The 26,846-nt window shown below is 41.6% G+C and carries 24 protein-coding genes; 17 read left to right on the top strand and 7 right to left on the bottom strand.

Features of this window, described 5'->3' with window-relative positions:
* Positions 1–126: 126 nt before the first annotated feature.
* A complete protein-coding gene (locus tag G4407_RS02980; protein ID WP_173687684.1) occupies positions 127–1,392 on the bottom strand; it encodes a type 2 periplasmic-binding domain-containing protein in 1,266 nt (421 codons plus the stop codon).
* A gap of 690 nt (positions 1,393–2,082) precedes the next feature.
* On the opposite strand from G4407_RS02980, the gene G4407_RS02975 reads away from it, so the two are divergent.
* Positions 2,083–2,313 carry a hypothetical protein gene (locus G4407_RS02975; RefSeq protein WP_243259225.1) on the top strand — a complete coding sequence of 77 codons (231 nt, stop codon included), beginning with the start codon at positions 2,083–2,085 and terminating at the stop codon, positions 2,311–2,313.
* Positions 2,314–2,689: 376 nt separating this feature from the next.
* On the top strand, positions 2,690–3,160 hold the full coding sequence (locus G4407_RS02970) for a hypothetical protein (protein WP_173687683.1): 471 nt from the start codon (positions 2,690–2,692) through the stop codon (positions 3,158–3,160).
* Positions 3,161–3,230: 70 nt separating this feature from the next.
* On the opposite strand, the gene G4407_RS02965 is transcribed toward G4407_RS02970, so the two are convergent.
* Complete coding sequence (locus G4407_RS02965; protein ID WP_173687682.1) at positions 3,231–3,401, bottom strand: hypothetical protein; 171 nt, start codon at positions 3,399–3,401, stop codon at positions 3,231–3,233.
* 170 nt (positions 3,402–3,571) lie between these two features.
* Here G4407_RS02965 and G4407_RS02960 point away from each other — a divergent pair, with 170 nt between their 5' ends.
* Together G4407_RS02960 and G4407_RS02955 are read left to right on the top strand one after the other, a co-directional pair.
* Complete coding sequence (locus G4407_RS02960; RefSeq protein ID WP_173687681.1) at positions 3,572–4,789, top strand: hypothetical protein; 1,218 nt, start codon at positions 3,572–3,574, stop codon at positions 4,787–4,789.
* A 47-nt stretch (positions 4,790–4,836) separates the two neighbouring features.
* On the top strand, positions 4,837–5,472 hold the full coding sequence (locus tag G4407_RS02955; protein ID WP_173687680.1) for a DUF5052 family protein: 636 nt from the start codon (positions 4,837–4,839) through the stop codon (positions 5,470–5,472).
* 453 nt (positions 5,473–5,925) lie between these two features.
* Here the strand turns inward: G4407_RS02955 and G4407_RS02950 are convergent, their stop codons facing one another.
* From G4407_RS02950 to G4407_RS02940, 3 genes are read right to left on the bottom strand one after another with little or no spacing between them, the layout of a single operon-like run.
* On the bottom strand, positions 5,926–6,573 hold the full coding sequence (locus G4407_RS02950; protein ID WP_173687679.1) for a CPBP family intramembrane glutamic endopeptidase: 648 nt from the start codon (positions 6,571–6,573) through the stop codon (positions 5,926–5,928).
* A gap of 47 nt (positions 6,574–6,620) precedes the next feature.
* The gene (locus tag G4407_RS02945) at positions 6,621–7,112 is read right to left on the bottom strand and encodes a hypothetical protein (RefSeq protein ID WP_173687678.1); all 492 of its coding nucleotides are present in this window, start codon (positions 7,110–7,112) and stop codon (positions 6,621–6,623) included.
* Positions 7,113–7,114: 2 nt separating this feature from the next.
* Positions 7,115–7,906, bottom strand: coding sequence for a DUF1295 domain-containing protein (locus tag G4407_RS02940; protein WP_173687677.1), 792 nt, complete (start codon positions 7,904–7,906; stop codon positions 7,115–7,117).
* Positions 7,907–8,040: 134 nt separating this feature from the next.
* Between G4407_RS02940 and G4407_RS02935 the strand changes: the two genes are divergently transcribed.
* The 3 genes from G4407_RS02935 (at position 8,041) to G4407_RS02925 (ending at position 10,588) form a co-directional block, all read left to right on the top strand.
* Positions 8,041–8,706: a DUF1847 domain-containing protein gene (locus G4407_RS02935; protein ID WP_173687676.1), complete on the top strand. Its 666-nt coding sequence runs from the start codon at positions 8,041–8,043 to the stop codon at positions 8,704–8,706.
* Positions 8,706–9,428: an HAD family hydrolase gene (locus G4407_RS02930; protein ID WP_173687675.1), complete on the top strand. Its 723-nt coding sequence runs from the start codon at positions 8,706–8,708 to the stop codon at positions 9,426–9,428. Before G4407_RS02935 ends, G4407_RS02930 begins: the two co-directional genes overlap by 1 nt.
* Before the next feature lie 119 nt (positions 9,429–9,547).
* Positions 9,548–10,588 (top strand): D-alanine--D-alanine ligase family protein, encoded by a 1,041-nt coding sequence (locus G4407_RS02925; RefSeq protein WP_173687674.1) that lies wholly within the window; start codon positions 9,548–9,550, stop codon positions 10,586–10,588.
* Positions 10,589–10,726: 138 nt separating this feature from the next.
* Here the strand turns inward: G4407_RS02925 and G4407_RS02920 are convergent, their stop codons facing one another.
* Both G4407_RS02920 and G4407_RS02915 read right to left on the bottom strand, forming a co-directional pair.
* On the bottom strand, positions 10,727–12,337 hold the full coding sequence (locus tag G4407_RS02920) for a CTP synthase (protein WP_173687673.1): 1,611 nt from the start codon (positions 12,335–12,337) through the stop codon (positions 10,727–10,729).
* A 291-nt stretch (positions 12,338–12,628) separates the two neighbouring features.
* On the bottom strand, positions 12,629–14,107 hold the full coding sequence (locus G4407_RS02915; protein WP_173687672.1) for a DUF1846 domain-containing protein: 1,479 nt from the start codon (positions 14,105–14,107) through the stop codon (positions 12,629–12,631).
* A 159-nt stretch (positions 14,108–14,266) separates the two neighbouring features.
* Between G4407_RS02915 and ftsH the strand changes: the two genes are divergently transcribed.
* From ftsH to G4407_RS02865, 10 genes are all read left to right on the top strand, one after another.
* Complete coding sequence (ftsH, locus tag G4407_RS02910) at positions 14,267–16,414, top strand: ATP-dependent zinc metalloprotease FtsH (protein ID WP_173687671.1); 2,148 nt, start codon at positions 14,267–14,269, stop codon at positions 16,412–16,414.
* A 122-nt stretch (positions 16,415–16,536) separates the two neighbouring features.
* Positions 16,537–18,432, top strand: coding sequence for an excinuclease ABC subunit UvrC (gene uvrC, locus G4407_RS02905; protein ID WP_173687688.1), 1,896 nt, complete (start codon positions 16,537–16,539; stop codon positions 18,430–18,432).
* 14 nt (positions 18,433–18,446) lie between these two features.
* Positions 18,447–19,370 carry an HPr(Ser) kinase/phosphatase gene (gene hprK, locus G4407_RS02900; RefSeq protein WP_055246743.1) on the top strand — a complete coding sequence of 308 codons (924 nt, stop codon included), beginning with the start codon at positions 18,447–18,449 and terminating at the stop codon, positions 19,368–19,370.
* Between the two features lie 14 nt (positions 19,371–19,384).
* Entirely contained in the window at positions 19,385–20,323 is a 939-nt protein-coding gene (locus tag G4407_RS02895) for an ROK family glucokinase (protein WP_173687670.1), read from the top strand.
* 196 nt (positions 20,324–20,519) lie between these two features.
* Positions 20,520–21,182, top strand: a complete 663-nt coding sequence (locus G4407_RS02890) for a GntR family transcriptional regulator (RefSeq protein WP_173687669.1) — start codon at positions 20,520–20,522, stop codon at positions 21,180–21,182.
* Between the two features lie 4 nt (positions 21,183–21,186).
* Complete coding sequence (locus G4407_RS02885; protein ID WP_243259224.1) at positions 21,187–22,122, top strand: ABC transporter permease; 936 nt, start codon at positions 21,187–21,189, stop codon at positions 22,120–22,122.
* A gap of 11 nt (positions 22,123–22,133) precedes the next feature.
* Entirely contained in the window at positions 22,134–23,078 is a 945-nt protein-coding gene (locus G4407_RS02880) for an ABC transporter permease (RefSeq protein WP_156337622.1), read from the top strand.
* 16 nt (positions 23,079–23,094) lie between these two features.
* The gene (locus G4407_RS02875) at positions 23,095–24,120 is read left to right on the top strand and encodes an ABC transporter ATP-binding protein (protein WP_173687667.1); all 1,026 of its coding nucleotides are present in this window, start codon (positions 23,095–23,097) and stop codon (positions 24,118–24,120) included.
* Between the two features lie 2 nt (positions 24,121–24,122).
* Complete coding sequence (locus tag G4407_RS02870) at positions 24,123–25,112, top strand: ABC transporter ATP-binding protein (RefSeq protein ID WP_173687666.1); 990 nt, start codon at positions 24,123–24,125, stop codon at positions 25,110–25,112.
* A gap of 27 nt (positions 25,113–25,139) precedes the next feature.
* Positions 25,140–26,828: a peptide ABC transporter substrate-binding protein gene (locus G4407_RS02865; protein WP_173687665.1), complete on the top strand. Its 1,689-nt coding sequence runs from the start codon at positions 25,140–25,142 to the stop codon at positions 26,826–26,828.
* The last annotated feature ends 18 nt before the right edge of the window (positions 26,829–26,846 follow it).

The raw sequence follows: 26,846 nt of genomic DNA, 5'->3' as shown, positions 1-26,846 counted from the left end.
ATACCCCCATATAGGACTTTTATATTTCATTGTCCTATATGAGGGTAGCATATCATATTGCAGGGAAAGCCAGTAAGAATCCCTTCTTCTTTTTTTTCATTGCATCACGCTCGCTTTCACTTAAAACTATTCTGTCACCTGTGTATGATAATCATTCCATGCTTTGTCTGCTAAAGCCGAAAGCTTATCTTGCCATATCTTTTTAAAATCAGTTTGCGGACCATATAATAAACTACTATTTTCTATAATCTCTTCATAAATAAAATGTTCAACTTCTGTCGGAAAATATGCTCCTTCTAAGGACTGAAATGCTTTTATAGCTAAATCCTGTTTTGACTGATCTAAGAAGGACAGTTTTGTACGGATGGCAGATACTTGTACCGGATAATCTGTTCCAAGGACACCATTTGCGCTTAGTGACATTCCATTAGTACTAGTTGATTCCTGAATTACGTTATTTAAAAAATACATTAAGAAGTGATAAGCTTCTTCTTTATAATCAGATGCCATACTTACAGCACCAAAGCAACGAATGGCAGCCAATTTTTTTCCCTGAATATCAGGGATTATGTCTATTTGCGTTGTGTGTTCGTTTATGTCATCCAAAGATGAGATTAAAATATGCGAAGAGCTAGTATCAGTATTATTTGTCTTTTTATTTTGTAAATAATCTTGTTTAAATAATAAGTATTCTAATGCGAAATTACTCCACTTTTCCTTATCAAAGAAAATCTGACCGGAATTGTAATCCGCAGCAGGTTGAAACCAGTTACCACTGATATTATCTAATTCGAATAGTGCATTTTTCAGAGCGTGGTCAGAAGAACTTTTTATATTTGAAATCCAATCTTCTAAGGTATCATTTTCCTGTGTATAATCAAGTACAGTATCGGAGATTAACATATTATAGTGGCAGGAAAGAGGAAGAATATATTGTCTTTCCTGATATTGACCGGGGAGAAGAAAAGACGGATTATAGTTTTCCTTTTGCCAATAAGAATCTTTTTTCATATATTTATCCAATGAGGCGAATACACCACTTTGCATTGCCTTATAAGGATTTTCAAAAAGAGGTTCGTTCATCTGCGCAGCTCCATCGGTGGAACAGTTAACAAGATATAAGTCAGGACCTTTTCCAGACATGATCTGTGTACGGAGTTTCTGAATTTCTGCAGATCTTTTATCAGGATCAGGAGATAATATTTTAATTTCAAATTCCAGAGAGTTATTTTTGGATGTGGCATATTTTACAGCATCAAGGACCTGCTCCTTAAAAGCAGGTTCTATAACAATAGAGAGTGTTTTGGAGACATCTTTATTTAGCTTTGTACATCCGGATAATCCAATTGAAAGGATGAGGAGTGGAAGAAGAGCAAGCCGTTTAGGTTTCATAGTATCACGCCTTCGCTGTATTCGAATAAAAATATGTGTATAAATATATTTGTTATTCCAGAGAGTATTTATATATTAGTTATAACCATGGCAACTTACAAAACGTGTTTGTGTTGAAGTTGTTGGAGGGTATGCGAGTCCGCATCTAGTACACTTAACTACAGTTGTAACGGTTCGCTGTTCCATTTTATCTGTACCATATGTATAGCCGTGAGAACAAGCTTTTTGATAAGAAGTCCATGTTCCATAAGTTGTACTTGGTAACATATTTCCAGAACAACCTGGACAAATTGTACCTCTAGCTCCTGATGCAGCACTTACAGGTGTAGCATAAAGACTTAAGAGTATTATCAATGAACATATTATTGTACTAATTTTTTTTGCTTTAATGGTCATAAAGTATTCTTTTTTCTACTACAATATATTTAGTTAGTAAAATTTAAAATTGAACATTGGTATGATCCCTCCTTAAAAATTACAAAGTATAATTGATTGAATTTAAATGATGTATATGTCTTAGTATCTGAATTTTAACACAAAAATAAAACGATGTCAAAAAAATATAAAGGAATTTTTTGAAAACGAAGTAGTTTGTATGATTTTGTTGATTTTCGAAGAATACCAGAGGACGCTTGCATTTCAAAAAAATACAAGTTATCCTTAAGAAGATGTACAAAGGAGGAAAAGAAGATGCAGATTCAGCACATTTTATTTGATCTTGATGGAACGCTGCTTCCAATGAACCAGGAAGAATTTGTTACTTTTTATATGCCACTTTTGGCGAAAAAATATTTATCGGAAGGAATTCAGTTTGATCCCAAAGCATTCATTGCTTCCATATGGAAGGGCTATGAAGCAATGGTTAAAAATGATGGCAGCTGTACAAATAGAGAAGCATTATACGCCGAATTTGTTGATTAGTTTATGATTTCTGTAATTTTCAATCAACCAGATAGACCGAATTTGTTGATCTGTTTTTAATTTCTGAAATTCTAAATCAACTATATCTGCATATTTCGTTGATTAGCTTTGAATTTTACAATATCTAAGTCAATAATAGTTCCTTATTTCGTTGATTCATTTTAAATTTTGCATATTTCAAATCAACAATAGTTATTTATTTCATTGATTTATTTTCGACTTTTGAGTTTTTCAATCATTTTTCTTCAATATAACGCATGTAAAAATGTGTATCAATGAAGAAAAAAATAAATATGAAAAACTGAAAAAATTATTGCCATCAATAAAAATCATATATATGATATTTATAAAGAACAAGCAAAGGAGGTTTAAAATAATGCCTATGAAAAAAAGATTATCCAGTTCCATTGGTGCGATTATAGTCCTCTGTGCGATCATTATAATATCGCTACAAAAATATCAGCCAGATCAGGAAATCATTACAACATTCATGCATGAATGGCTAAATGACGATTCCAAGGCAGAAACAGAATATAAAAGAATTCTGGAAACCGGAAGTGACAATCAGGCGTTATCTCAGCCTTTGCAAAAATATTTCATAACAGAAGAGTCATTCCAGTCTTTTCTAAAGACATTTTATTATTTACCAGTGAAAATTCTGCAACAATACGATTCCTATAATTTAACAGAACTTAACGTAACAAAGGAATCCAACGGATACTTAGTAAAGGTAGATTTAGAACTGATAAAAGAAGAAAAATCAAAGAATCATTCCATCACAATAAAAATCCAAATGGATCATAAAAAGTTTACCTATTTTACCATAACAGAAGGAAAAGAAATTTAACATAAAATATCCTGCTCATTCCGATATAAGTGATATCAGAATTGAGCAGGATATTTTCATCCACACACTATTATTTTAACGCATTCCCATCACTAAATGCATTTCCAACCTTCTCACCCATCACATAATACTCATTATGCACAGGCTCATAAGCAATCGGTTTAAGCTTTGCAACATCAATATTTCCATTCTCATCCAGAATCTTCTCATCCGCATTGATATTGACAATTTCGCCGATCACATTTCCCTCTTCGGTAAATCTGACGAATTTACATTCCAGAACCAGCGGAAGCATTTCTTGTAATAGATCGTCTCTGCTTTCTATTATATAAAACAGGCAGTTGAAAGACAAGGTTCAAATAAGCTATAATATCCTAAACAATCATTTTACAAAAGCAGAGAGGAAATAAAATGCAGCTTGCAACAGCAATGAATTTAAGAAAAGCAATGGATGAGGAAGCCAAAAGAGAACGATTTGCTTCCTGGTACAGTACACTGCCTGGAATCCCGGCGCACGAAAAAGAAATCATAGAAAGGTCTTTAAAATACAACGTATGGAAAGAACTCATAAAACTAATTGTCGTTTATATGATCCTTTCACTGGTATGGTTTTTCGGAGTCGGGCAGTATGATCCATTTGAAAGTGTAACAGGCTATAAACTCATAGGGAAAAAAGGTGTCACTGCGGTTGTACAGGAGGATGGCGAGTCGCTGCGCCTGAAAGATCCGAATAAAGGCGAGCATGTGAGTTATACACTTGCAGAACTTGGGTTGGATCCGGTTAAGTATTCTTACGGCAGCCGGTTCCAGACATACTGGGAAAAAGAAGAGAATGGGAAATATCAGTTACTTGCGGTATTGCCGGAGAAGCAGGTATCGAAAATAGAAGGTCTTTATTATGGCGTAATGGGAGTCGGATATTTTGCGATCCTGATCGGTAGTCTTTGTGCATTTTTTATGCGAAGGAAAAAATACACAGGATGGTTTTTGCCGTTCTACTACAGGCTGGAAAAGTTTTATTCCGAATATGGTGTCTGGCAGAAATATAGTGTGGAAAGAGGCTATGACACAGTCGATGCGGTGATTGCCTACGGAAATGAAAATCCTGCATATTTTGTAAAAGAATTTTCGAACGTGCATCTTACAAAAGAGGAAGAAAAGAAAAAGAGATCAAAGCTTGTTATGGTCTGGCTGACATCGATTGCGGTCATGGCAGGGATCATACTTGTCATTTCCCTGCATGTGAGTATTACGTCAGAAATCGAACGAAGGCAAAATGAGGCAAGGACGGCAGCTGTTTTAGAGAATCTGCAGGATGCGATTGAGGAAAAAACGCCAGGTCTTGGTGATGAATCAGAATATTACAATTATGCGGATATGATCGACCGGGCGAAAGATACATTTCCAGAAGAGGATGTTTACTACAAGCTTCAGACAACGGAAGATTATGTTACGATAATTGTAACAACTAAGAAGAAACAAAATGTCTGCTTTGACCGGTATGTGCCGGTTCAGGGATCCATTGGTGATGCAGATGCAGAGTATAAGCTTGAGATCGCTATGGTATCGGATGCAATGCAGCCGGACGATATTTTACATAATTATACAGGGATACTTTCTGTAAAATAAGAGAGTAGCAAAAATATGATTCAGCAAAAGGACAAAGGAGAAAATTTATGAAAAAGAAAAAATTTACAATGGTAGCAGCATGCGCAGTCATGACTATAGCACTTGCGGGATGCAGTATGCTCAGCTCCAAATTAAATGACATTACAGGAAAATTAGTGGGTAATTCGTACACGATCACGACCTATGATAATTATGGCAATCGTGTGATGACAACCACAGGAGACAAGATCAATGTGCAGGGAAATGCCGTGGAAACTTCAAGCTATGATTCGGACGGAAACGTAATTACCGGCTATGAGCTTTCTTCGGTTATCACAATTACGATTGATGGAAAGGAAATCGAGAGCTGTGGCGATACCTGTATTTTTGCGCAGGACGCGTTGAAAGCGGATGTGGATTTTACGCAGGAGGATATTGAAAGCAATGCAAGCGGTAAGATTACGGATAATACGGCAATTGCCGGTGTCTTAAATAAATATAAGAATATGTTTGGAAAAGCCAGAGTGGTTGTTATCAAATCCCAACTGGGACAGCCGATTGTAGCGTATAGTGGAGAAGATGTGTACTGGGAAATCCCGGATGATCTGCCGAAGTTTACGAAGCTGATGATTGATGGGAAAGCGCTGTACATACACCGGGCGAATTTCCAGATCATTGATAAGAGTTTGTTAGAGTCCAACTGATAAATTTACTGCATCAAAGTTTTAGAGCTGATATAATCAAAACATGGGTGCTACCATAACAGTAGGCGGTTAGTCCTTCTTCAGAGGGTGCAGAGTGCTAGTGGCACTCGTTTTGCAACGACCGAAGTAGAACGGAGACCTGTGACCCTCTGATTACATAGAAACCTTGATAAGGAATCTGCTGGAAAGGAGGGCTAAGCCAATGAGTATTTTGGATTTTATTGCAGTTGTGAGTTTTGGAATCACCTGCTTTTGTGCCGGATACACATTCGGCAAAGATAATAATAAGACACAAAAATAACCGCCCAAGCTTGCCAACTGAACGGTTATTTTTAATCAATTAGTATAAGGGCTAACCGTCTATCGGTAGCACTCTTTTTCTATAGTCATATTATCATGTGTCTGTTGAAATGTCAAATTTCTTACTTTAAATTGAGGTTAAAACCTTATATTTTAATAGAGAGACACATTCCAAAGAAAATGAGTAACTGTAAGTGAGAGAATGCTAAATTTATCAGGGAAAAAAGTTCTTAAAGAACAATATAAAATGGAAATAATACATGTATTAATAACCTGTGTAAAAGAATAAGTAACAGGAAAATGCATCAATCCAAAGAAAACAGAAGTAATAATAATAGCAAAGAAATTAGTTGATTTCTTTGATAAAAAAGTCAAAACAAATCCACGCCAAAGAATTTCTTCGGTCAGTACATTTAAAAGCATATTCAATATGTAAAAAAAGTTATCTATGTTTATTAGGTCAAATTTAGTAATTATATTACCGAGTGCTTCAGAAAAAGGTGGTGGGGATAAGAAAGTAAAACGGAAAAAGATTCCCATAAATACATAAAGAATGATTCCACAAAATAATTGAATTATTGGTTTATGTAAATGAAATCCGTATTCTTCAAGAGACTCATTATAGACAGAAATATAAATCATAATTGCAATTGACGGAATAATCGTAATCAATAAAAAGAGCATTTCTGAAATAAGACCATTCAAATATACATAGATAATTCTTTGCAATAAAAACGCACCTAAAAGAGTATAAATTGGGAGAGCTAAGAAAAATATCCATTGTTTTATTGTGCGTGTCATTATAATACCCCCCTCATATTTTTTATATCATAAAACTTGAGTTTTATTTACCAGATAACCGCAATCACCCCAGCCAGAAAACACCCCTGTGCTACCGCATTCGTGATCTGCTCGATCCAGTTATTCTTCGCCTTCGTCCCATCCAGCTTTACTGCAAACACGCTCATACAGATCATCCCAATAACTGTAATCGCAAAAAACACTACCGCAGGAAACGAAAAAATTTCATTCCTAAGAACTGAAAAATCAATCACATGCCGTCCAATAATCAGCCCGGCGATCATTCCAACAAATCCGGAAGGCATCAGAACCCGCATCTGCCGGTTCAGGATCTGGAAATCTTTCCCGGATCCGGCAAGCAGGATTTTCCAGAGAACCTTTCCGCATCCGGCAAGCGAGCAGAGCGTGGCTCCGATAAAGAAGATCACATTTCGGAAACGAAATCCGATCAGTAGGATCGCAATGCTGAAAAAGAGCACCGGAAGGGCATCAAAAAGCGCGAGTGAAAGTGTAAAATTGTCATATTTTTTCTTTTCCATCATTATCCCACCAGCCATTTATATTTTGCAACACTGTAAAGCGGTACGAACGGAATCAGGATCGGTGTACTTTTCACATACTTCTGATATTCCGGATCGTTGCCGTAATTCTTGTTCTGTCTGAGTTCCAGACGTCTTGCTCCGCCGAACATAATATAGATAATCCCAAGCCATCCGATTAGGGCAGCAGTCCACTGCAAAGTGTCGTGCAGAGCAGTGGTACCGGATACAAAGACACCGGTCCATGTGATGACTTCGCCAAGGTAATTCGGGCAGCGTACAAAACGGAAAAGTCCTACATTACAGAAAGCGTGTGGATGCTCTTTTTTGAAATTATTTTTGGTGAAATCAGAAAATGATTCCAGAAGAATCCCAATTGCCATGATCAGTGATCCAAGGGAAGTGACCAGATCAGAGCCGGCATGATTTTCCAGGCGGAAGAAGACAGGGGCAGTCTCGCAGCAGTAAAGCAGTGCGCAGCTTACCCAGACCAGTACCTTTAAAAAGAAATTCATGTCAGAACCGTCTTTGATATCATTTTTCATCGTACTCTGGTAGGAAGTACTTTTCTGTTCCCGGATCAGCAGATATCCACCAAGTCTGCATCCATACACGATGAAAAGCAGTGCCATTACCAAAGTCGGGATGGTCAGTTCTCTCCAGAATAGTACGATCAGTCCTGCGCCAATCCCGGCAATGGAGAACCCGTATCCAAGCGAGATGAACCAGACAAATTTTTTAAACCCGATCGAGCTGATAACCAGTGCAATAATCAGTAAAATAAGAAACTTCATAGGTATGCCTCTTTTCTATAGAATTAGTATAATGATAGCACTTTTGTGGAAACAGGTAAAGCAGAGTTATTTCATCTTGCATTTCCCAAAAATACCAGTTATCCTTATCTGTATATCAGGAGGAGGCAGAAAAAATGGAAGAAACGAAAAAGTTGTCATGTATAGACTGTAATGTCAAGAAATGCAATGCAAAGCAGAATATAGAGAATCATAAACCATATCCAGGATTTTGCGTGTCAAATAATATGGATTCCCAAGACCGGCAGCAGGCACTGGATACTTACATGGGAGATGAAAAGGATCTGAAGATCATGCGTGCAAGTGCTGAGATCGAGCACGATTTTTACTGTCAGGCAACCCGGGTGGAGGAGACGATCCGTTGGGCGAAAAAGCTTGGTGCAAAGAAGATCGGAATCGCAAGCTGTGTGGGACTTTTAAAAGAAAGTCATCTGCTTGCAGGACTTCTGCGAGAGTATGGATTTGAAGTGTACGGCGTGGGATGTAAGATCGGGGAAGTTCCGAAGACGGAGGTTGGTATTCCGGAGCGGTGCGAAGAAGTTGGCGTACACATGTGTAACCCGATTCTGCAGGCGCAGGTGCTGAACAAAGAAAAGACAGATATTAATATCGTGATGGGACTTTGTGTTGGCCATGACAGTCTCTTTTATAAGTATGCCGAGGCGCCAAGTACGACGTTGGTTGTAAAGGACCGTGTGCTTGGAAATAATCCGGTGGCTGCTTTGTATACGCTGGACTCTTATTACAAAAAGTTACATCATCTGAATCTGGAGGAAGAATAATGCACATTCGACATATTTTATTTGATCTTGACGGAACGCTGCTTCCGATGAACCAGGACGAATTTGTTACCTTTTATATGCCGCTTCTGGCAAAAAAATATATATCCGAGGGGATTTCCTTTGATCCGAAAGCATTTATCGCATCCGTGTGGAAGGGCTATGGAGCAATGGTGAATAATGACGGAAGTTGTACCAACCGGGAAGCATTCTGGCAGTATATGGACGAACTGCTTCCAACGGATTCTGAGAATTCCGAACGGATTGCCCTTGATTTCTATGCAAATGAATTTAACCAGGCAATTGCGGTGACGCAGCCAAACAGTCTGTCGGACAAGGTTGTGAAAAAGGCAAAGGAAAAAGGAATCCGCACCTACCTTGCAACCAATCCGGTATTTCCAAAGGTGGCAACGGTGAACCGGATCAAATGGGCGGGACTGGATGCAGAAGATTTTGAACTGATCACGACTTACGAAGACAATTGCTACTGCAAGCCAAATACAGATTATTACCGGACAATTCTCGAACGCTTTCAGCTTGCACCGGAAGAATGTCTGATGGTGGGAAATGATGTGGAAGAGGATCTTGCAATCCGGAAACTGGGTGCAAAGACTTTTCTTGTGACGGATACGATGGAAAATAAAAAGAACCTTCCAATCGAAAGTGATTACCAAGGATCGATGAAAGAGTTGCTTGCATTTGTGGAAAGCCTGGAAAATGCTTAAAAAATTATTGAAATTCCAATCTTTTATTGTAAATGCAAGGCGGACGTGGTAAATTATTCTAAGTAGTATCCGGCGGAAACCGGAGAAGAGTATATAATAAGAAACAGAGGGAAACTGATATGAAGAAAAAGTTACTTGTTGTTTGTGGTGGACAGTCCAGTGAGCATTCAATTTCACGAATTTCCTGTAATTCAGTGATGAAGCATCTGGATAAAGATAAATATGAGATTACACTTGTCGGCATTGCAAAAGATGGGAAATGGTACATCTTAAAGCAGGAAGATAATGACCTGTCAAAAGATACCTGGCTTGATGGAGCAGAAGCGGTAGAGGGTGTATTCAATCTTCTGAGAAGTCAGGATGTTGCATTCCCGGTACTTCACGGACTTTACGGAGAAGACGGAACCATCCAGGGATTATTTGAACTGGCACAGCTTCCGTATGTAGGATGCCGTGTATTTGCATCCAGTGCATGTATGGATAAGATTTTTGCAAAGAAAGTATTTGAAAGTGCAGGAATCCCACAGGTTAAATCTGTATATGTGAAGAAGCGCAATGATGGAAAGCTGGTTGTAGTGGAAAAGAACATGGAAGAAACAGAAGAAGTAGAAGCTTCGATTATGAAAGAACTTGGTATGCCATGCTTTATCAAGGCAAGCCGTTCCGGATCCAGTGTTGGATGTTACCGCTGCGATAAAGAGGAAGATCTGATGGCAAAGCTGGAAGAAGCTGCGAAGTATGATACACACATCGTTGTAGAAGAATGTGTAGACTGTATCGAGCTTGAGACAGCCGTTCTTGGAAATGATGACATCATCGTATCCAGAGTCGGACAGATCATGCCTCATGGTGAATTCTATACCTTTGAATCCAAATACGAAGATGCAGAGAGTAAGACATGTATCCCTGCGAAAGTAGATGAAGAGATTCAGGAACAGATCCGTAAGTATGCAGTACGTGCATTTAAGGCGATCGATGGACATGGGTTGAGCCGTGTGGATTTCTTCCTGGATAAGAAGACCAATCACGTTTACCTGAATGAGATCAATACCCTTCCGGGATTTACAAGTATCTCCATGTATCCGCAGTTGATGGAAGATTATGGATATAGTTATTCTGAACTGCTGGATAAGCTGATTGAAATTGCTGATGAGAACTAATTACAAAAATAGAAGATTTTTTGCTGCCGCCGTAACTGGCGGCAGTTTTGCATTATGTAGCAATAAAAAACTCCAGAATCAATTTTATACTGCTGATTCTGGAGTTTATTTTACTTAGAAACGATATAATTTCACTTTTTAGTTCTTTTTACTATATTCCAGAGAAGCTTCCACAAATCCCTTAAACAGCGGATGTGGTTTGTTCGGACGGGATTTGAGTTCCGGATGTGCCTGTGTTCCGATGAACCAAGGATGTTCCGGAATTTCCACCATCTCTACGATTCTGCCGTCCGGAGAAAGTCCGGATAAGAGCATACCGTTCTGGGTAAGAGCATCACGGTAGTCATTGTTGACTTCATAACGATGACGATGACGTTCGTGGATTTCTTCTTTTCCGTATAATTTATATGCCTTTGATTCTTTGTTAAGAACACAAGGATAAGAACCAAGGCGGAGGGTTCCACCGATGTCTTCAATACCGATCTGGTCAGGCATGATGTGGATGACCGGATGTGTGGTGTTTGGATTCAGTTCTACGCTGTGTGCATCATGATATCCGACAACGTCTCTTGCGAATTCTACGATGGCAAGCTGCATTCCGAGGCAGAGTCCGAGGAACGGAACCTTGTGTGTTCTTGCATATTTGATGGCTTCGATCTTACCTTCGATACCACGGTCGCCGAATCCGCCAGGTACGAGGATACCACTTACATCACCGAGAAGTTCATCGACATTTTCCGGTGTGACAGTTTCAGAGTCAACCCATTTGATATTTACGGTTGTGTGGCTGTAGATGCCGCCATGTTTTAATGCTTCAACAACACTGATATATGCGTCATGGAGCTGGATATATTTGCCGACCAGGGCGACTGTTACATCCTGTGTCGGGTGCTTCAGGCATTCGACCATCTCTTTCCAGTCTTTCAGATCCGGTTCCGGACAGTCAAGCTTCAGGCATTCGCATACAACGGAAGCGAGATGTTCTTCTTCCATGGCGAGTGGTGCTTCGTAAAGGTATTCCACGTCCAGGTTCTGAAGAACGTGATCAGATGGCACGTTACAGAAGAGGGCGATCTTGTCTTTGATTCCCTGATCCAGTGGATGCTCAGAACGGCAGACCAGAATATCCGGCTGGATTCCCATTCCCTGTAATTCTTTTACGCTTGCCTGAGTCGGTTTGGTCTTCATCTCCTGGGAAGCATGCAGATATGGGATCAGTGTGACGTGGATCAGTGCAACATTGTCATGTCCCATATCATGCTGGAACTGACGGATAGATTCCAGGAAAGGCTGGCTTTCGATGTCTCCGACGGTTCCGCCGACTTCGATGATCGCAATCTCGGTATCTGTAGCAGCAGGATTACGATAGAAACGGCTCTTGATCTCATTCGTGATATGTGGGATGACCTGTACGGTTCCTCCACCAAAATCTCCACGACGTTCTTTCTGAAGAACGGACCAGTAAATCTTTCCTGTCGTTACGTTCGAGTTCTTGGTAAGACTTTCATCGATAAATCTTTCATAATGTCCAAGGTCAAGGTCTGTCTCAGCTCCATCGTCTGTTACAAAAACTTCACCGTGCTGTACCGGATTCATAGTACCCGGGTCAATGTTGATGTACGGATCAAATTTCTGCATTGTAACTGTGTAACCGCGTGCCTTGAGCAGACGCCCAAGAGAAGCTGCTGTGATTCCTTTTCCAAGACCTGAGACAACGCCTCCGGTAACAAATACATACTTAACTGCCATAGTTCCAGTTCCCTCCTTATGGTATCCTTTTTTGTGTCTACTACTCATTGTGTTCTGTAAAAAATAAGTTAGAATGTGATTTTTATTCATCAGGAAATTCCAAAAGAACCCTCTGACGGATAAAAATAGAAAAAAACCCCATAAAAAATTTATGTGGCTCCCTCGCTACTTTGATTTCCCCTTGAAATCAATTCCCCTATAAAATACTTTAAAAGTATACACCCATTCCAGAAAAAAATACAACAATTTTTTTCGAAATGGGTGTATAAAAATCAGAAATATTTCATTTTCCTACTGATAGATCGGTTTTTTCTCATATTTTGGTTCGGATGTTACCTGGATCGATAACTTCTGGAACAGACGGATATCAACATTGGCAAGCATAACCGATACATGTGCCTGGCAGCCTTTGAGGTTCGGAACCTGTCTGAGTGCCTGTTCGGCAACCGGATTGGAAGAAGCGCTGATAGAAAGTGCGATCAGAGCTTCATCTATGTGAAGTCTTGGGTTCTTGCTTCCAAGGAATTCGGTTTTGACTTTCTGGATCGGTTCCAGGGCAGTCGGTGAGATCAGGTGCATATCATGATCGATTCCGGCGAGTTCTTTTAAGGCGTTCAGGATCAGGGCAGCAGATGCGCCAAGCAGATCAGAAGTTTTTCCTGTTACGATGCGTCCGTCCGGAAGCTCCAGAGCGGCAGCCGGTGCACCGGTTTCTTCAGCGCGTGCAAGAGCGGCATCAACAACCTTACGGTCATGTACGGTAACTCCTGCCTGATTCATCAGAAGCTCGACCTTATAAGTCTCTTCCTTCGGGCATTCACCGGAAAGGAAACGGTCCATGGTGCGGTAGTAGCGGCGAATGATCTCCTGACGGGAAGCTTCTTTACAGACTTCATCGTCACAGATGCAGTTACCAGCCATGTTAACACCCATGTCTGTTGGTGATTTGTATGGATTTTCTCCGTAAATGCGCTGAAAAATTGCACTCAGTACAGGGAAGATCTCGACGTCACGGTTGTAGTTGACGGTAGTAACACCGTAAGCTTCCAGATGGAACGGGTCGATCATATTTACATCGTTAAGGTCAGCGGTAGCTGCTTCATATGCTAAGTTGACCGGATGCTTTAACGGGATATTCCAGATTGGGAAGGTTTCGAATTTGGCATATCCTGCGCGGACTCCGCGTTTGTGCTCATGGTAGAGCTGGGAAAGGCAGGTAGCCATCTTTCCACTTCCAGGTCCCGGTGCGGTGATGACAACCAGAGGTCTGCTTGTCTCAATATATTCGTTCCTTCCGTATCCTTCGTCACTTACGATCAGCGGGATGTTGGAAGGATAACCTTCTATTACATAATGGATATAAACTTTAATGCCAAGCTTTTCCAGACGTCCTTTGAAAAGATCGGCACTGTTCTGACCGGAGTACTGTGTGATAACAACACTTCCGACAAAGAGACCATTGGCTTCAAATTCATCTTTCAGACGGAGAACGTCAGTGTCATAAGTGATCCCGAGGTCACCGCGGACTTTGTTAGCCTCAATATCGGCTGCACTGATAACGATCACAATCTCTGCGGTATCCGATAATTCTTTTAGTAAATGTAATTTGCTGTCCGGTTGAAATCCAGGAAGCACGCGGGAAGCATGATAGTCATCGAAAAGCTTTCCACCGAATTCAAGATACAGTTTGTTGTCAAACTGATTGATTCGCTCACGAATGTGAGAAGACTGCATTTGCAGGTATTTTTCATTATCAAACCCAATTTTCATAAAGTTCCATCCTTTTTGTCCATAATTTTACTTTCATAGAAGCAATCCAAACCTAGTATACTATAAAATATGACTTTTTTACAATCTTTTCATAAATTTTTCATTGATTTCTAAAAAACGCCTACTTATAATAGAGAAGACGACATTTAGGAGGTAGGTATGGATAACCAGAATAATAGAAATAAGCAAAACCTTCCGGGAAATAATAATCCGAATAATAAAAATAACCGTCAGAGATGGAATATTATATTATTTACCGTTATGCTGATCTCGTTTATCGTATTTGCGCTGTATCAGTTCCGGGAAGACACAGATGCCCAGGAGATTACCTATGACCAGTTCCTGAACATGGTAGATTCCGGGGAAGTTAAGAAAGTTGTGATCGAGGATGACAAGATCGTAATCACAGCGAAGACAGAAGCTGAGATGAAGAACAGCAAGAAGAAAGGCGCTTCTGAGAGCGATGTGGTCGAAGGTTCTGTAGCAGATAACAACGACAGCAGCAGTAAGGACAGCAGCGATGACAGTACAGGTCTGTTCAGTAATGTGACAAGGAAGCAGTATTATACTGGTATTGTGAAGGATGATACCCTTTCGGACAGACTGTATAAAGCAGGTGTTGAGTATGAACAGAAGATACCGGATTCTACATCTTATATGGTGATGAATCTTCTGGTCAACATTGTTCCGCTTGTGATCATGATCGGTCTGGGCGTGATGCTGATGCGCCGTATGACAAAGGGCGGCGGCATGATGGGCGTTGGCAAGAGCAATGCCAAGATGTATGTGGAAAAATCTACCGGAGTCACATTTAAGGATGTAGCCGGTCAGGATGAAGCAAAAGAATCCCTGCAGGAAGTGGTCGATTTCCTGCATAACCCTGGCAAATACACCGGAATCGGAGCGAAGCTTCCGAAGGGAGCACTTCTTGTAGGCCCTCCCGGAACCGGTAAGACACTTCTTGCAAAAGCAGTTGCTGGAGAAGCAAAAGTACCGTTCTTCTCTCTTTCGGGTTCTGCATTTGTTGAGATGTATGTCGGTGTCGGAGCATCCAGAGTACGTGACCTTTTCAAGCAGGCACAGCAGATGGCTCCGTGTATTATCTTTATCGATGAGATCGATGCAATCGGAAAGAGCAGAGATTCCCAGCTCGGTGGAAACGACGAGAGAGAACAGACACTGAACCAGCTCCTTGCAGAGATGGATGGATTTGACAGCAACAAAGGTCTGCTCCTTCTTGCGGCAACGAACCGACCGGAGATCCTGGATCCGGCGCTTCTCCGTCCGGGAAGATTTGACAGACGTATCATCGTAGATAAGCCGGATCTCAAGGGACGTATCGATGTCCTGAAAGTACATGCCAAAGATGTCCGTATGGATGAGACGGTCAATCTGGAAGAGATCGCACTTGCAACTTCCGGAGCGGTTGGTTCTGATCTTGCGAACATGATCAATGAAGCTGCGATCAATGCAGTAAAAAAAGGAAGAAATGTGGTATCCCAGGCAGATCTTTTTGAGGCAGTGGAGGTCGTTCTTGTAGGTAAAGAGAAGAAAGACCGTATCATGAGCCAGAAAGAGCGCCGGATCGTATCTTATCATGAGGTTGGACATGCACTGGTAACTGCCCTCCAGAAAGACGCAGAGCCGGTACAGAAGATCACGATCGTTCCGAGAACCATGGGAGCACTCGGTTACGTTATGCAGACACCGGAGGAAGAGAAGTTCCTGAATACCAAAGCAGAACTGGAAGCCATGCTGGTAACAGCACTTGCAGGACGTGCGGCAGAGGAACTGGTGTTTGATACCGTTACAACCGGGGCATCCAACGATATCGAGCAGGCAACCAAGATTGCAAGAGCGATGGTAACACAGTATGGTATGTCTGAAAAATTCGGACTTATCGGACTGGAATCTATCCAGAACCGTTATCTGGACGGAAGAGCTGTTATGAACTGCGGAGAGGCAACCGCGGCAGAGATCGATCAGGAAGTTATGAAGATGCTGAAGGGAGCATATGCTGAAGCGAAGAGAATGCTTTCCGAGCATCGAGAGACGATGGATCAGATCGCCGGATTCCTGATTGAGAAAGAGACGATCACCGGAAAAGAATTCATGAAGATTTACCGCAGATGTGAAGGAATTCCGGAACCGGAAGAAAAGAAAGAAGAGAATCCTGTAAAAGAGCAGACGATCGAGATGCCGAAGAAAGAGGCAGATACCGAAGCTGCACAGCAGGAAGAGAAAGAAATACAGAAGAAAGTAGAAAGAGATGAAGACGGATTCATCCTTCCACAGAAGCGTGACTAGTCTAGAATAACCGAAGATACAGAGGTTTCAGAACAATAGGTTCTGGAGCCTCTTTTTTCTTCGGTAGATTCTTTTGCAAGAATGACTTGTATTGTCTGCAGGAAGCAAGGTATAATGTGACTATGGAAAATCAGACATTTATTATTGAAGACGAACTTAAAAAACTTCCGGGGAAACCGGGAGTCTATCTGATGCATGGGGAAAAGGACGAGATCATTTACGTTGGAAAGGCGATCAGCCTGAAGAACCGTGTCAGACAGTATTTTCAGCCGAGCAGGAACCGGGGAGCCAAGATTGACCAGATGGTGACGCATATCACCCGGTTTGAGTATATCGTGACGGATTCGGAACTGGAAGCGCTGGTTCTGGAATGCAATCTGATCAAGGAGCACCGGCCAAAGTACAATACGATGCTGATGGATGATAAGAGTTATCCATTTATCAAAGTGACAACCGGTGAAGCATATCCAAGGATTATGATGGCAAGGCAGATGAAGAAGGACAAGTCAAAGTATTTTGGCCCTTATACCAGTGTGACGGCGGTAAAAGATACGATCGAACTGATCCGGAAGCTTTACCATCTGCGTAGCTGTAACCGCATTCTTCCGCGCGATATCGGGAAAGAAAGATGCTGTCTCTATCATCATATCAAGCAGTGTGATGCACCGTGTCAGGGGTATATTTCGCAGGAAAAATACAGAGAGTCGGTTGATGAAGTACTCAAATTCCTGGGAGGAAATTATGATAAAATCTTAAAGGATCTGGAGGAAAAGATGCAGGAGGCATCGGATGATCTGGAATTTGAGAAAGCAATTGAATACCGGGAGCTTCTGCACAGCGTGAAGCAGATTGCACAGAAGCAGAAGATTACCGATACAGGGGGCGAGGACCGGGATATTGTGGCTCTTGCAAGAGAGCGTGAGGATGCGGTGGTACAGGTATTCTTTATCCGTAATGGCCGTCTGATCGGCAGAGATCATTTTTATCTGCGGATTGCCCAGGGAGATGAAAATGCAGAGATCCTCTCCAGCTTTATCAAGCAGTTTTATGCCGGAACGCCATATATTCCGGGCGAACTGATGCTTCCGGTGGAACCGGAAGAACGGGAGATCCTGGAAGCATGGCTTGGAGAAAAACGCGGGCATAAGGTTCATTTCCGTATCCCGAAAAAAGGGGAAAAAGAAAAGCTTGTTGAGCTTGCGGCGAAAAATGCAAAGATGGTACTGGAAAAAGATAAGGAGCGTATCAAGCGTGAAGAAGGAAGAACGATCGGTGCAGTAAAAGAAATAGAAAAGTTGCTTGGTCTTAATAACCTGGTGCGTATGGAGGCGTATGATATTTCCAATACCAATGGATTTGCCTCGGTAGGGTCGATGATCGTTTATGAGAGGGGAAAACCGAAACGAAACGATTATCGTAAGTTTCACATCAAGGGTGTGCAGGGTGCGGATGATTATGCAAGTATGCGTGAGGTCCTCACCAGAAGATTCCGGCATGGTCTGGAGGAACAGAAAAGCGGAAAAGAGCTGGGAAGTTTTAATGTTTTTCCGGATCTGATCATGATGGATGGTGGAAAAGGACAGGTTAATATAGCACTGGAAGTACTGGATGAACTTCATTTATCCATTCCGGTATGCGGTATGGTCAAAGATGACCACCATCGGACGAGAGGACTCTACTATCAGAATATTGAGATTCCGATCGACCGCAATTCCGAAGGGTTCCGGCTGATCACAAGAGTGCAGGATGAGGCGCACAGGTTTGCTATTGAATTTCACCGGAAACTGCGTAGCCAGGGACAAGTGCATTCGATCCTGGATGATATTCCGGGAATCGGACCTGCGAGAAGGAAAGCACTGATGCGGACATTTGCCAGCCTGGATGAGATTAAGAATGCAGAGGTGGAAGATTTGAAAAAAATTCCATCAATGGATGAAAAATCGGCCAAAAGCGTGTATAATTTTTTCAGAGGAAGCGAAACGGAAGATACAGAAGCTACTCTGATGGAAGAACAATAAAAGGAGACAGGAATATGGGAGTTACATTAACAAAAATCGTAGAGAAGATGGAACTTAGAAATCTTACTCCGGATGTCGATATGACACAGCGGGAAGTAAAAATTCCGGATATTAACCGTCCGGCACTTCAGCTCGCCGGATTTTTTGATCATTTTGATTGCGAACGAATTCAGCTTATCGGATATGTAGAGTACACTTATCTGCAGACACTGGAATATGAGCATAAGATGAAAATATATGATACACTGCTTAATTATGGGATTCCATGCTTTATTTTCTGCAGAAATCTGCAGCCGGATCCGGAATTTCTGGAGAAAGCAGTGAAAAACAATATTCCGGTATTTATTACGGATAAACAGACTTCTTCCTTTTCAGCAGAACTGATCCGCTGGATGAAAGTGGAACTGGCACCGTGTATTTCAATTCACGGGGTATTGGTGGACTGTTATGGAGTCGGTGTTCTGATCATGGGAGACAGCGGTATCGGTAAAAGTGAGGCGGCACTGGAGCTGATCAAGCGAGGTCATCGTCTGGTAACAGATGACGTGGTGGAGATCCGGAAGGTCAGTGATGATACACTTGTTGGTACAGCACCGGATATTACCCGCCATTTCATCGAACTTCGCGGAATTGGTATCATTGACGTAAAGACGCTGTTTGGTGTGCAGAGCGTAAGAGAGACACAAAATATTGATCTTGTCATTACACTTGAGGACTGGAATAAGGATCGTGAGTACGACAGGCTTGGACTTACTGAGGAGTATACAGAATTTCTTGGTAATAAGGTTGTATGTCACAGTATTCCAATCCGTCCGGGACGTAATGTTGCCATTATCGTAGAATCAGCGGCAGTCAACCACAGACAGAAACAAATGGGCTATAACGCAGCTCAGGAGCTGTACCGCCGGGTACAGGAAAATCTAAAAAAGAAAATGTAAGGAGCAGGAGACAGATGAAATATTGTTTTGGTATCGATATAGGCGGAACGACAGTAAAGATGGGACTTTTTCAGGAAGACGGAGAGCTTCTTGACAAATGGGAGATCAAGACACGTACTGAGAACCAGGGAGAAGCAATCCTGCCGGATATTGCACAGGCAGTGAAAGCAAAGATGGCAGAAAAGGACCTGGTGAAAGAACAGATCATCGGACTTGGAATGGGGCTTCCGGCACCGGTAAACGAGGATGGAATTGTTCAGAACACAGCAAATCTCGGATGGGGATACAAAGAAGTGACACGTGAACTGGAAGAGCTTCTTGACGGAATGAAAGTAATTCCGGGGAATGATGCAAATGTAGCTGCACTTGGTGAGATGTGGAAAGGTGGTGGAAAAGGTCACAAGAATGTCATTATGGTTACCCTTGGAACGGGTGTTGGCGGTGGAATCATCGTGGATGGAAAGTGCCTTGTAGGGGCACACGGAGCTGGCGGAGAGATCGGTCATCTGTGTGTAAACTATCAGGAGACAGAAACCTGTGGATGTGGAAAGAAAGGCTGTCTGGAACAGTATGCTTCTGCAACAGGAATCACAAGACTTGCCAATATGCGTCTTGCAAAAGATGAGAAACCAAGTACCCTCAGAAATGTGGCAGAGATGTCTGCGAAAGAAGTGTTTGATGCAGTGAAAGCCGGAGATGAAGTTGCAATCGAAATCGCAACAGAATTTGGAAATTATCTGGGACATGCGCTGGCGAACCTTGCAGCTGCCTGTGATCCGGCGGTTATCGTAATCGGCGGAGGTGTATCAAAAGCCGGAGAGGTTCTGCTGGATTACATCAAAGGACCATTTAAAGAAATGGCATTCTTTGCAGATAAAGATACAGAATTTGCACTTGCGGAGCTTGCAAATGATGCAGGAATCTGCGGAGCAGCAAAACTGGTACTGGAATAAGTAAAAGATATTATAAAAAAACAAAAATCTTGTGAGAAATATTTAACATTCTTGCAAGATTTTTGTTTTTTGCAGAAGAAAATGAAGAATGACAAATGTTTATATTTGACATTCTGCACAAAATGATGTAGACTTATCGTAGTAACATTATTAAATAAGTCTATGAACTCTAAATAATTGTGAAAAGGAAGACAAAATGATAATACGTAAAACATTAAGAGAGCAAGTAGTTGAAATTTTAAGACATAAGATTTTATCAGGAGAGATCAAACCGGGAGAACGAATTATAGAGGCAAAAGTAGCAGAAGAGCTGAAAGTCAGCAGAGGCCCTTTAAGAGAAGCTCTCAGGCAGATCGAAGAAGAAGGGCTGGTTGTATATGAAGCGCAGAAAGGCTGCGTAGTAAAGACGATGACTTATGAAGAGATGCAGGAAACATACCTGATCCAGTCTACGCTTGAGAAACTGGCAGTGCAGATGTGCGGGGGAGAGATCAGCAAAGAACAGGATGAAGAGATGCAGAAGCTTGTCCTTTCCATGGAGAAAGCGGCCAATCAGAAAAATCTGTATGATGTTATAAAATTCGATGAACAGTTCCATGAATGTATTGTGAAGACCGCACACAGTGAAAAACTTCATAGAATCTGGAAAATACTGGAAGGAGGGAATACGGCGGCATATTATACGATGGATACGAAAACCCTGGTACCATTTGATGTGGTTCACATCAATCATCAGAGAATTTTGGATCTGTTTCATAATGGGACAGTCGAAGATATCTGTAAAGAGATAGAATTCCACTACATGGTTGTCCCGCATGTTTTATATGAAAATCAAAAGAAAAAAGGGGAAAGGAACTGAAGGTATGGTTAAATTTATTGGGAAAAGGCTGGCATATGCTGTTTTGACACTGTTCTTGATTACCACAGCAACATTTTTTCTGGTAGCAGGTGCTCCGGGAGATCCGATCGCTGCAAAAGTCGGACAGATGCCGGAACAGGCACAGGAAATCATCCGTGAGAAATACGGACTGGACCAGCCGGTAGTAAAGCGGTATACAACGTATATGAAGAATCTTCTGACGACCGGAGATTTTGGGGAGTCAATCATTTATACCGGACAGTCAGCAAATGATATTATAAAAAATAATACGTTGGTATCAGCGAAGATTGGGTTATTGGGATTGCTGTTCCAGGTGACGATTGGTATCAGTCTTGGAATGGTTGCAGCACTGAACCGGGGAAAACCGGTGGATCATGTCATAAGGGTACTCGTTGTATTGGCAATTTGTGTTCCAAGTTTTGTATTTGCATCGGTATTGCAGTATTTTCTTGCATTCAAATGGAAATTGGTGCCGGTATTTGGCTGGGGAGAATTAAAACACTATATTCTTCCTGTTGCCGCCTATGCAATCGGAGGAATTGCATCTTATACAAAATATATGAGGAGCAGTACACTGTCTGTAATTGGGGAAGATTATATTATCACAGCGAAAGCAAAGGGATGTACGAAAAAAAGAGTGGTACGGAAACATGTTTTGAGAAATGCAATGCTTCCTATCATTACTATGATCGGACCTTCTCTGGCAGGGATTTTCGCAGGATCATTCATCCTTGAACGTATGTTTGCGATTCCGGGACTTGGATTCTATTATGTAAAAGCAGTTTCGGATAATGACTATACGATGGTAATCGGTCTTACAATTTTCTTTGCTATTTTGTTCGTGGGCTCGCTGATTGTCGTAGACATTCTGTACGGAATCGTCGATCCGAGAATCCGAGTTGCAAAAGGTAAGAAATAGGAGGGCTTCTGATGAGTACAAAAGAGGTAGTAATGACAGAAGAATGGAATGAATCAGATGATTTTGAACGTGTTGGGACGGAAGGATTATCTGGTGAAGATATCGGAGAGAAATCCCTGACCTATTGGGCGGATGTCTGGAGAAGATTCAGGGAAAATAAACTTGCGATATTTGGTCTTATATTATTAGCTGTGATCGTAGTGATCCTGTTTGTCGGACCGCTGATCACAGGACAGGATTATCAGCTGATCGATGCGTCGATCAAGAACCAGGGACCAAGCAGTGCACACTGGTTCGGTACTGATGATATGGGAAGAGATCTCTTTACCCGTGTCTGTGTCGGTGGACGTATTTCAATCTATATCGGTTTATGTTGTACATTGGTAATGTTTGTGATCGGAGCACTTCTTGGTGCACTGGCAGGATTAAAAGGCGGACTTGTAGATGATATTATCATGCGTATCTGTGAATTTATCGGAAACCTGCCGTATCTGATCATTGTAGTAATTTTATCCATGGTACTTGGAAGAAGTATGTTCTCTCTTGTTTTTGCGATGAGCCTTACCGCGTGGGTAGGAACCGCGCGTATGGTACGAGGACAGATCCTTCAGATCAAGGAACAGGATTATGTGCAGGCAGCAACAGCACTTGGTGCGTCAACGGGACGTATTATTATCAAACATCTTCTTCCGAATACACTTGGAATTATTATGGTTGATATTACGATGTCAGTTCCAGGATTTATTTTCAGTGAGGCTTTCTTAAGTTATATCGGACTTGGAGTAAGACCACCGGAAACCAGCTGGGGAGCACTTGCATCAGCAGGACAGCAGCAGCTTATGTTTTACCCGCATGAATTGTTCTTCCCATGTCTGATGATCGTACTTACAATGCTGACCTTCCATCTGATCGGTGATGGACTTTCAGATGCATTGGATCCGAAGCTGAGAAAATAAAAGGGGGAACTACGAGATGAAAGAAAAAATACTGGAAGTGAAAAACCTAGAGGTATCTTTCAAGACCTATGCCGGAATCTCACATGCAGTAAGAGGGATCGATTTTAATCTTCATAAAGGAGAAACTCTTGCGATAGTAGGAGAGTCTGGTTGTGGTAAGACGGTATCTTCAAAAGCAATCATGCGATTGCTTCCAGAATCGAACACATTAATAAATGAAAATTCTGAAGTATTGTTCCACGGAGAAGATCTTCTGAAAAAATCAGAAAATGAAATGGTTTCCATTCGAGGAAGTAAGATTTCAATGATCTTCCAGGATCCAATGACTTCGCTGAATCCGACCATGAAGATCGGAGATCAGATTGCGGAAAGTATTCTGATCCATAGACAGATATCAAAAGAAGAAGCTTATAAAGAAGCTTTGGAAATGTTGCAGCTGGTTAAGATACCAAATGCAGAAAAACGAATGAAACAGTATCCATTTGAGTTTTCTGGTGGTATGAGACAGAGAGCGATGATCGCAATTGCGCTTGCATGTAAACCGGAAATCCTGATCGCAGATGAGCCGACCACTGCTCTGGACGTAACGATCCAGGCACAGATCATGGAACTGATCGGAGAACTGCAAAAAGAACTGGATATGGCGATGATCCTTGTAACACATGACTTAGGTGTTGTAGCGAGTGTTGCAGATAAGATTCAGGTTATGTATGCAGGAAAAATTGTAGAACGTGGTGATGTACGTGAAATTTTCTATCAGTCTACACATCCTTATACGAGAGCTCTTTTGGATTCCGTTCCGAAGATTCATTCTACAAACAAAGAAACCTTATATTCCTTAAAAGGAACGCCGCCGGATCTTATCAATCCGCCGGTTGGATGTTCTTTTGCTCCACGTTGTGAGTATGGAATGAATATCTGCAGAAAGAAATATCCGGAGCTTACAAAATTCAGCGATACACAGGAATGCAACTGCTGGCTTCACGATCCAAGAGCGGATGTGCGCAATCTTCCTGAGAATATGATAAGGAGGAGACAGTAACCATGGATAAGAAAGAAGTACTGATCGAAGTAAAAGACTTGAAGAAATATTTTCAGGTTGGAAGAAACCAGACACTGAAGGCAGTGGACGGAGTAAACTTTAAGATCTATAAAGGTGAAACTCTTGGTATCGTAGGAGAATCCGGCTGTGGTAAAACAACTTGCGGAAAGACCGTTATGGGGCTTTATCAGGCAACAGGCGGTGAAGTTCTTTTTGACGGAGTTGATATTAATAAACTGAATAAAAAAGAAAAGAAAGAGTTTACAAAGCGAGCTCAGATTATTTTCCAGGATCCGTATTCTTCACTGAATCCGAGAATGACAGTCGGGGACATTATCGGGGAAGGAATAGATATCCATAAGCTTTACACCGGAAAAGAACGTCAGGAAAAGATTTATGAATTACTGGAACTGGTCGGACTTAACCGAGAACATGCGCTTCGTTTTCCTCATGAATTCTCAGGCGGACAAAGACAGCGTATCGGAATCGCAAGAGCACTTGCTATCGAACCGGAATTCATCGTCTGTGATGAGCCGATTTCAGCTCTTGACGTTTCCATTCAGGCACAGGTTGTCAATCTGCTGATCGAACTTCAGCAGAAGAAAAACCTGACCTATCTCTTTATCGCACATGATCTGTCTATGGTAAAACATATTTCGGACCGTGTCGGTGTAATGTATCTGGGAAATATGGTTGAATTTGCAGAGAGTGATGAATTATATCAGAATCCACTTCATCCATATACAAAGGCGCTGATGGCAGCGATTCCGATTCCGGATCCGGACACAGAAGAACAGAAGAAGAGAATTCGACTCGAGGGAGAGATCCCAAGTCCGGTTAATCCAAAACCTGGATGTAGATTTGTGACGAGATGCAGATATGCAACAGAAAAATGTCATCAGGAAACACCGAAGCTTGAAGAACTCGTACCGGAACACTTCGTAGCTTGTCACAGAGCAAAAGAGTTGATGGAAGATCACCCGCAAGAGTAATCTTGCTGGATATAAAGGAGGAAGACTATGAAAAAAAGAAAAACATTAGCGATGGGACTCGCAGTAGCAATGGCAGTCAGCTGTCTTGCCGGATGTGGAGGAGATGACAAAAAAGCAAGTTCTGACGGAAAAACAGAACAGGTTCTGAATATCTCCAACAACAGTGTGGTTGTCGGACTGAACCCGCTGATCAACACAACTGGTCCTGATAACGCAGCATTTAATATGGTGTTAGACCCACTTGTTAAAAGAGTAACTCGGGATGGAAATACTTATGAGATCATTCCTGCTGCAGCAGAAAGCTGGGATATAAGTGAAGACGGACTTATTTATACCTTCCACATGAACAAAGATGCAAAGTGGAGTGATGGAACGAAAGTAACAGCAAATGACTTTGAATTTACTTTCCAGAAGATGGCAACTCCATCTGTTGCAGCAACAAACGCATGGTTATTTGACGGTATTATCGAAAACTTCTCAGAAGCGCTTTACGATCAGGGAAAGAAACCGGAAGAAATCGGTGTACACGCCATTGATGAAGATACATTGGAAATCAAAATTATCCACCCGGCATCTTACTTCCTGGAACTGGTTTCTTCATCAGCTTATCCGGTAAACAAAGCAATGTATGAAGAGCTTGGAAGTGATTATGCAACATCTGAAACAAAGACTGTATTTAACGGACCATTCAAGATTGAAAGCTGGAGCCAGAATACAGAAATGGTAGTGGTAAGAAATGACCAATACTGGGGAGCCGACGATGTGAAACTTGACAAGATCAATTACAAGATCATTCAGGAATCAGCTACTGCAGTTCAGTCTTATATCAACGGTGAACTGGATGTGATCGGTACAACGGATGCAAACTGGGGAAAGACTATCGAAGAACAGGGAGAATCTGAATCTTATCAGGTTCCGGATAGTTCACCGGAATTCTTCATGCTGAATGCAGCAAACGAATATCTGTGCAATGAAAAGATCAGACAGGCTTTATCAGTAGCTTATGACCGTCAGGAAATGATCGATACTCTTCGTAATGGAAAAGGTGTTCCGATTTATTCTATGATGCCAGATACCATTCAGGTTGGAGAAAAAACATACACAGAATTAGTTGGCGGAAAGAATCATTTCGTTCAGGAACTTCAGAATGAAATCAAAGATCCGAAAGCTTTACTTATTGAAGGGTTAAAAGAACTTGGTAAAGATCCAGACCCGTCAAAAGTGACAATCCGCTATGCAAGCCGTGGTACAGACGAATTATCTAAAAAGATTGCTGAATGGATGAAGCAGCAGTGGGAAAGCGTTCTTGGAATCAATGTCGAAATCGATATGATGGAATGGAACATCATGTGGGATAAGATTGATGCCGGTGATTACGATATCGCAACAGGCGGCTGGGGACCATACTACAATGAACCAAGTGCCCTTCTTCAGTTGTTCGATCCGGATAATGGATACTTCAACGCAGAAAAGACAGGATGGTCTGGAGAAGATCCTAAGAAATATCAGGAACTTCTGAATGAAGCAAAATATGAAGTTGATGACCAGAAGAAAGCAGAGCTTTATCTGCAGGCAGAAGAACTGGTTGTTAAGTCAGGACTGATCGAACCTACTTATCTTGAAGAAGCACCTACATTTGTTAAGAAATATGTGAAGAACTACTTCGTATCTACAGTTGGTCAGGTTGATTTCTCTCAGGTTTATATTGAAAAATAGTATATTGACTTACAGAGT

It is taken from the genome of Allocoprococcus comes (assembly GCF_013300725.1).
Classification (GTDB): Bacteria; Bacillota; Clostridia; order Lachnospirales; family Lachnospiraceae; genus Allocoprococcus; species Allocoprococcus comes_A.
Note: the sequence above shows the minus strand (reverse complement) of the source record. Positions and strands in the feature narration are given on the sequence as shown.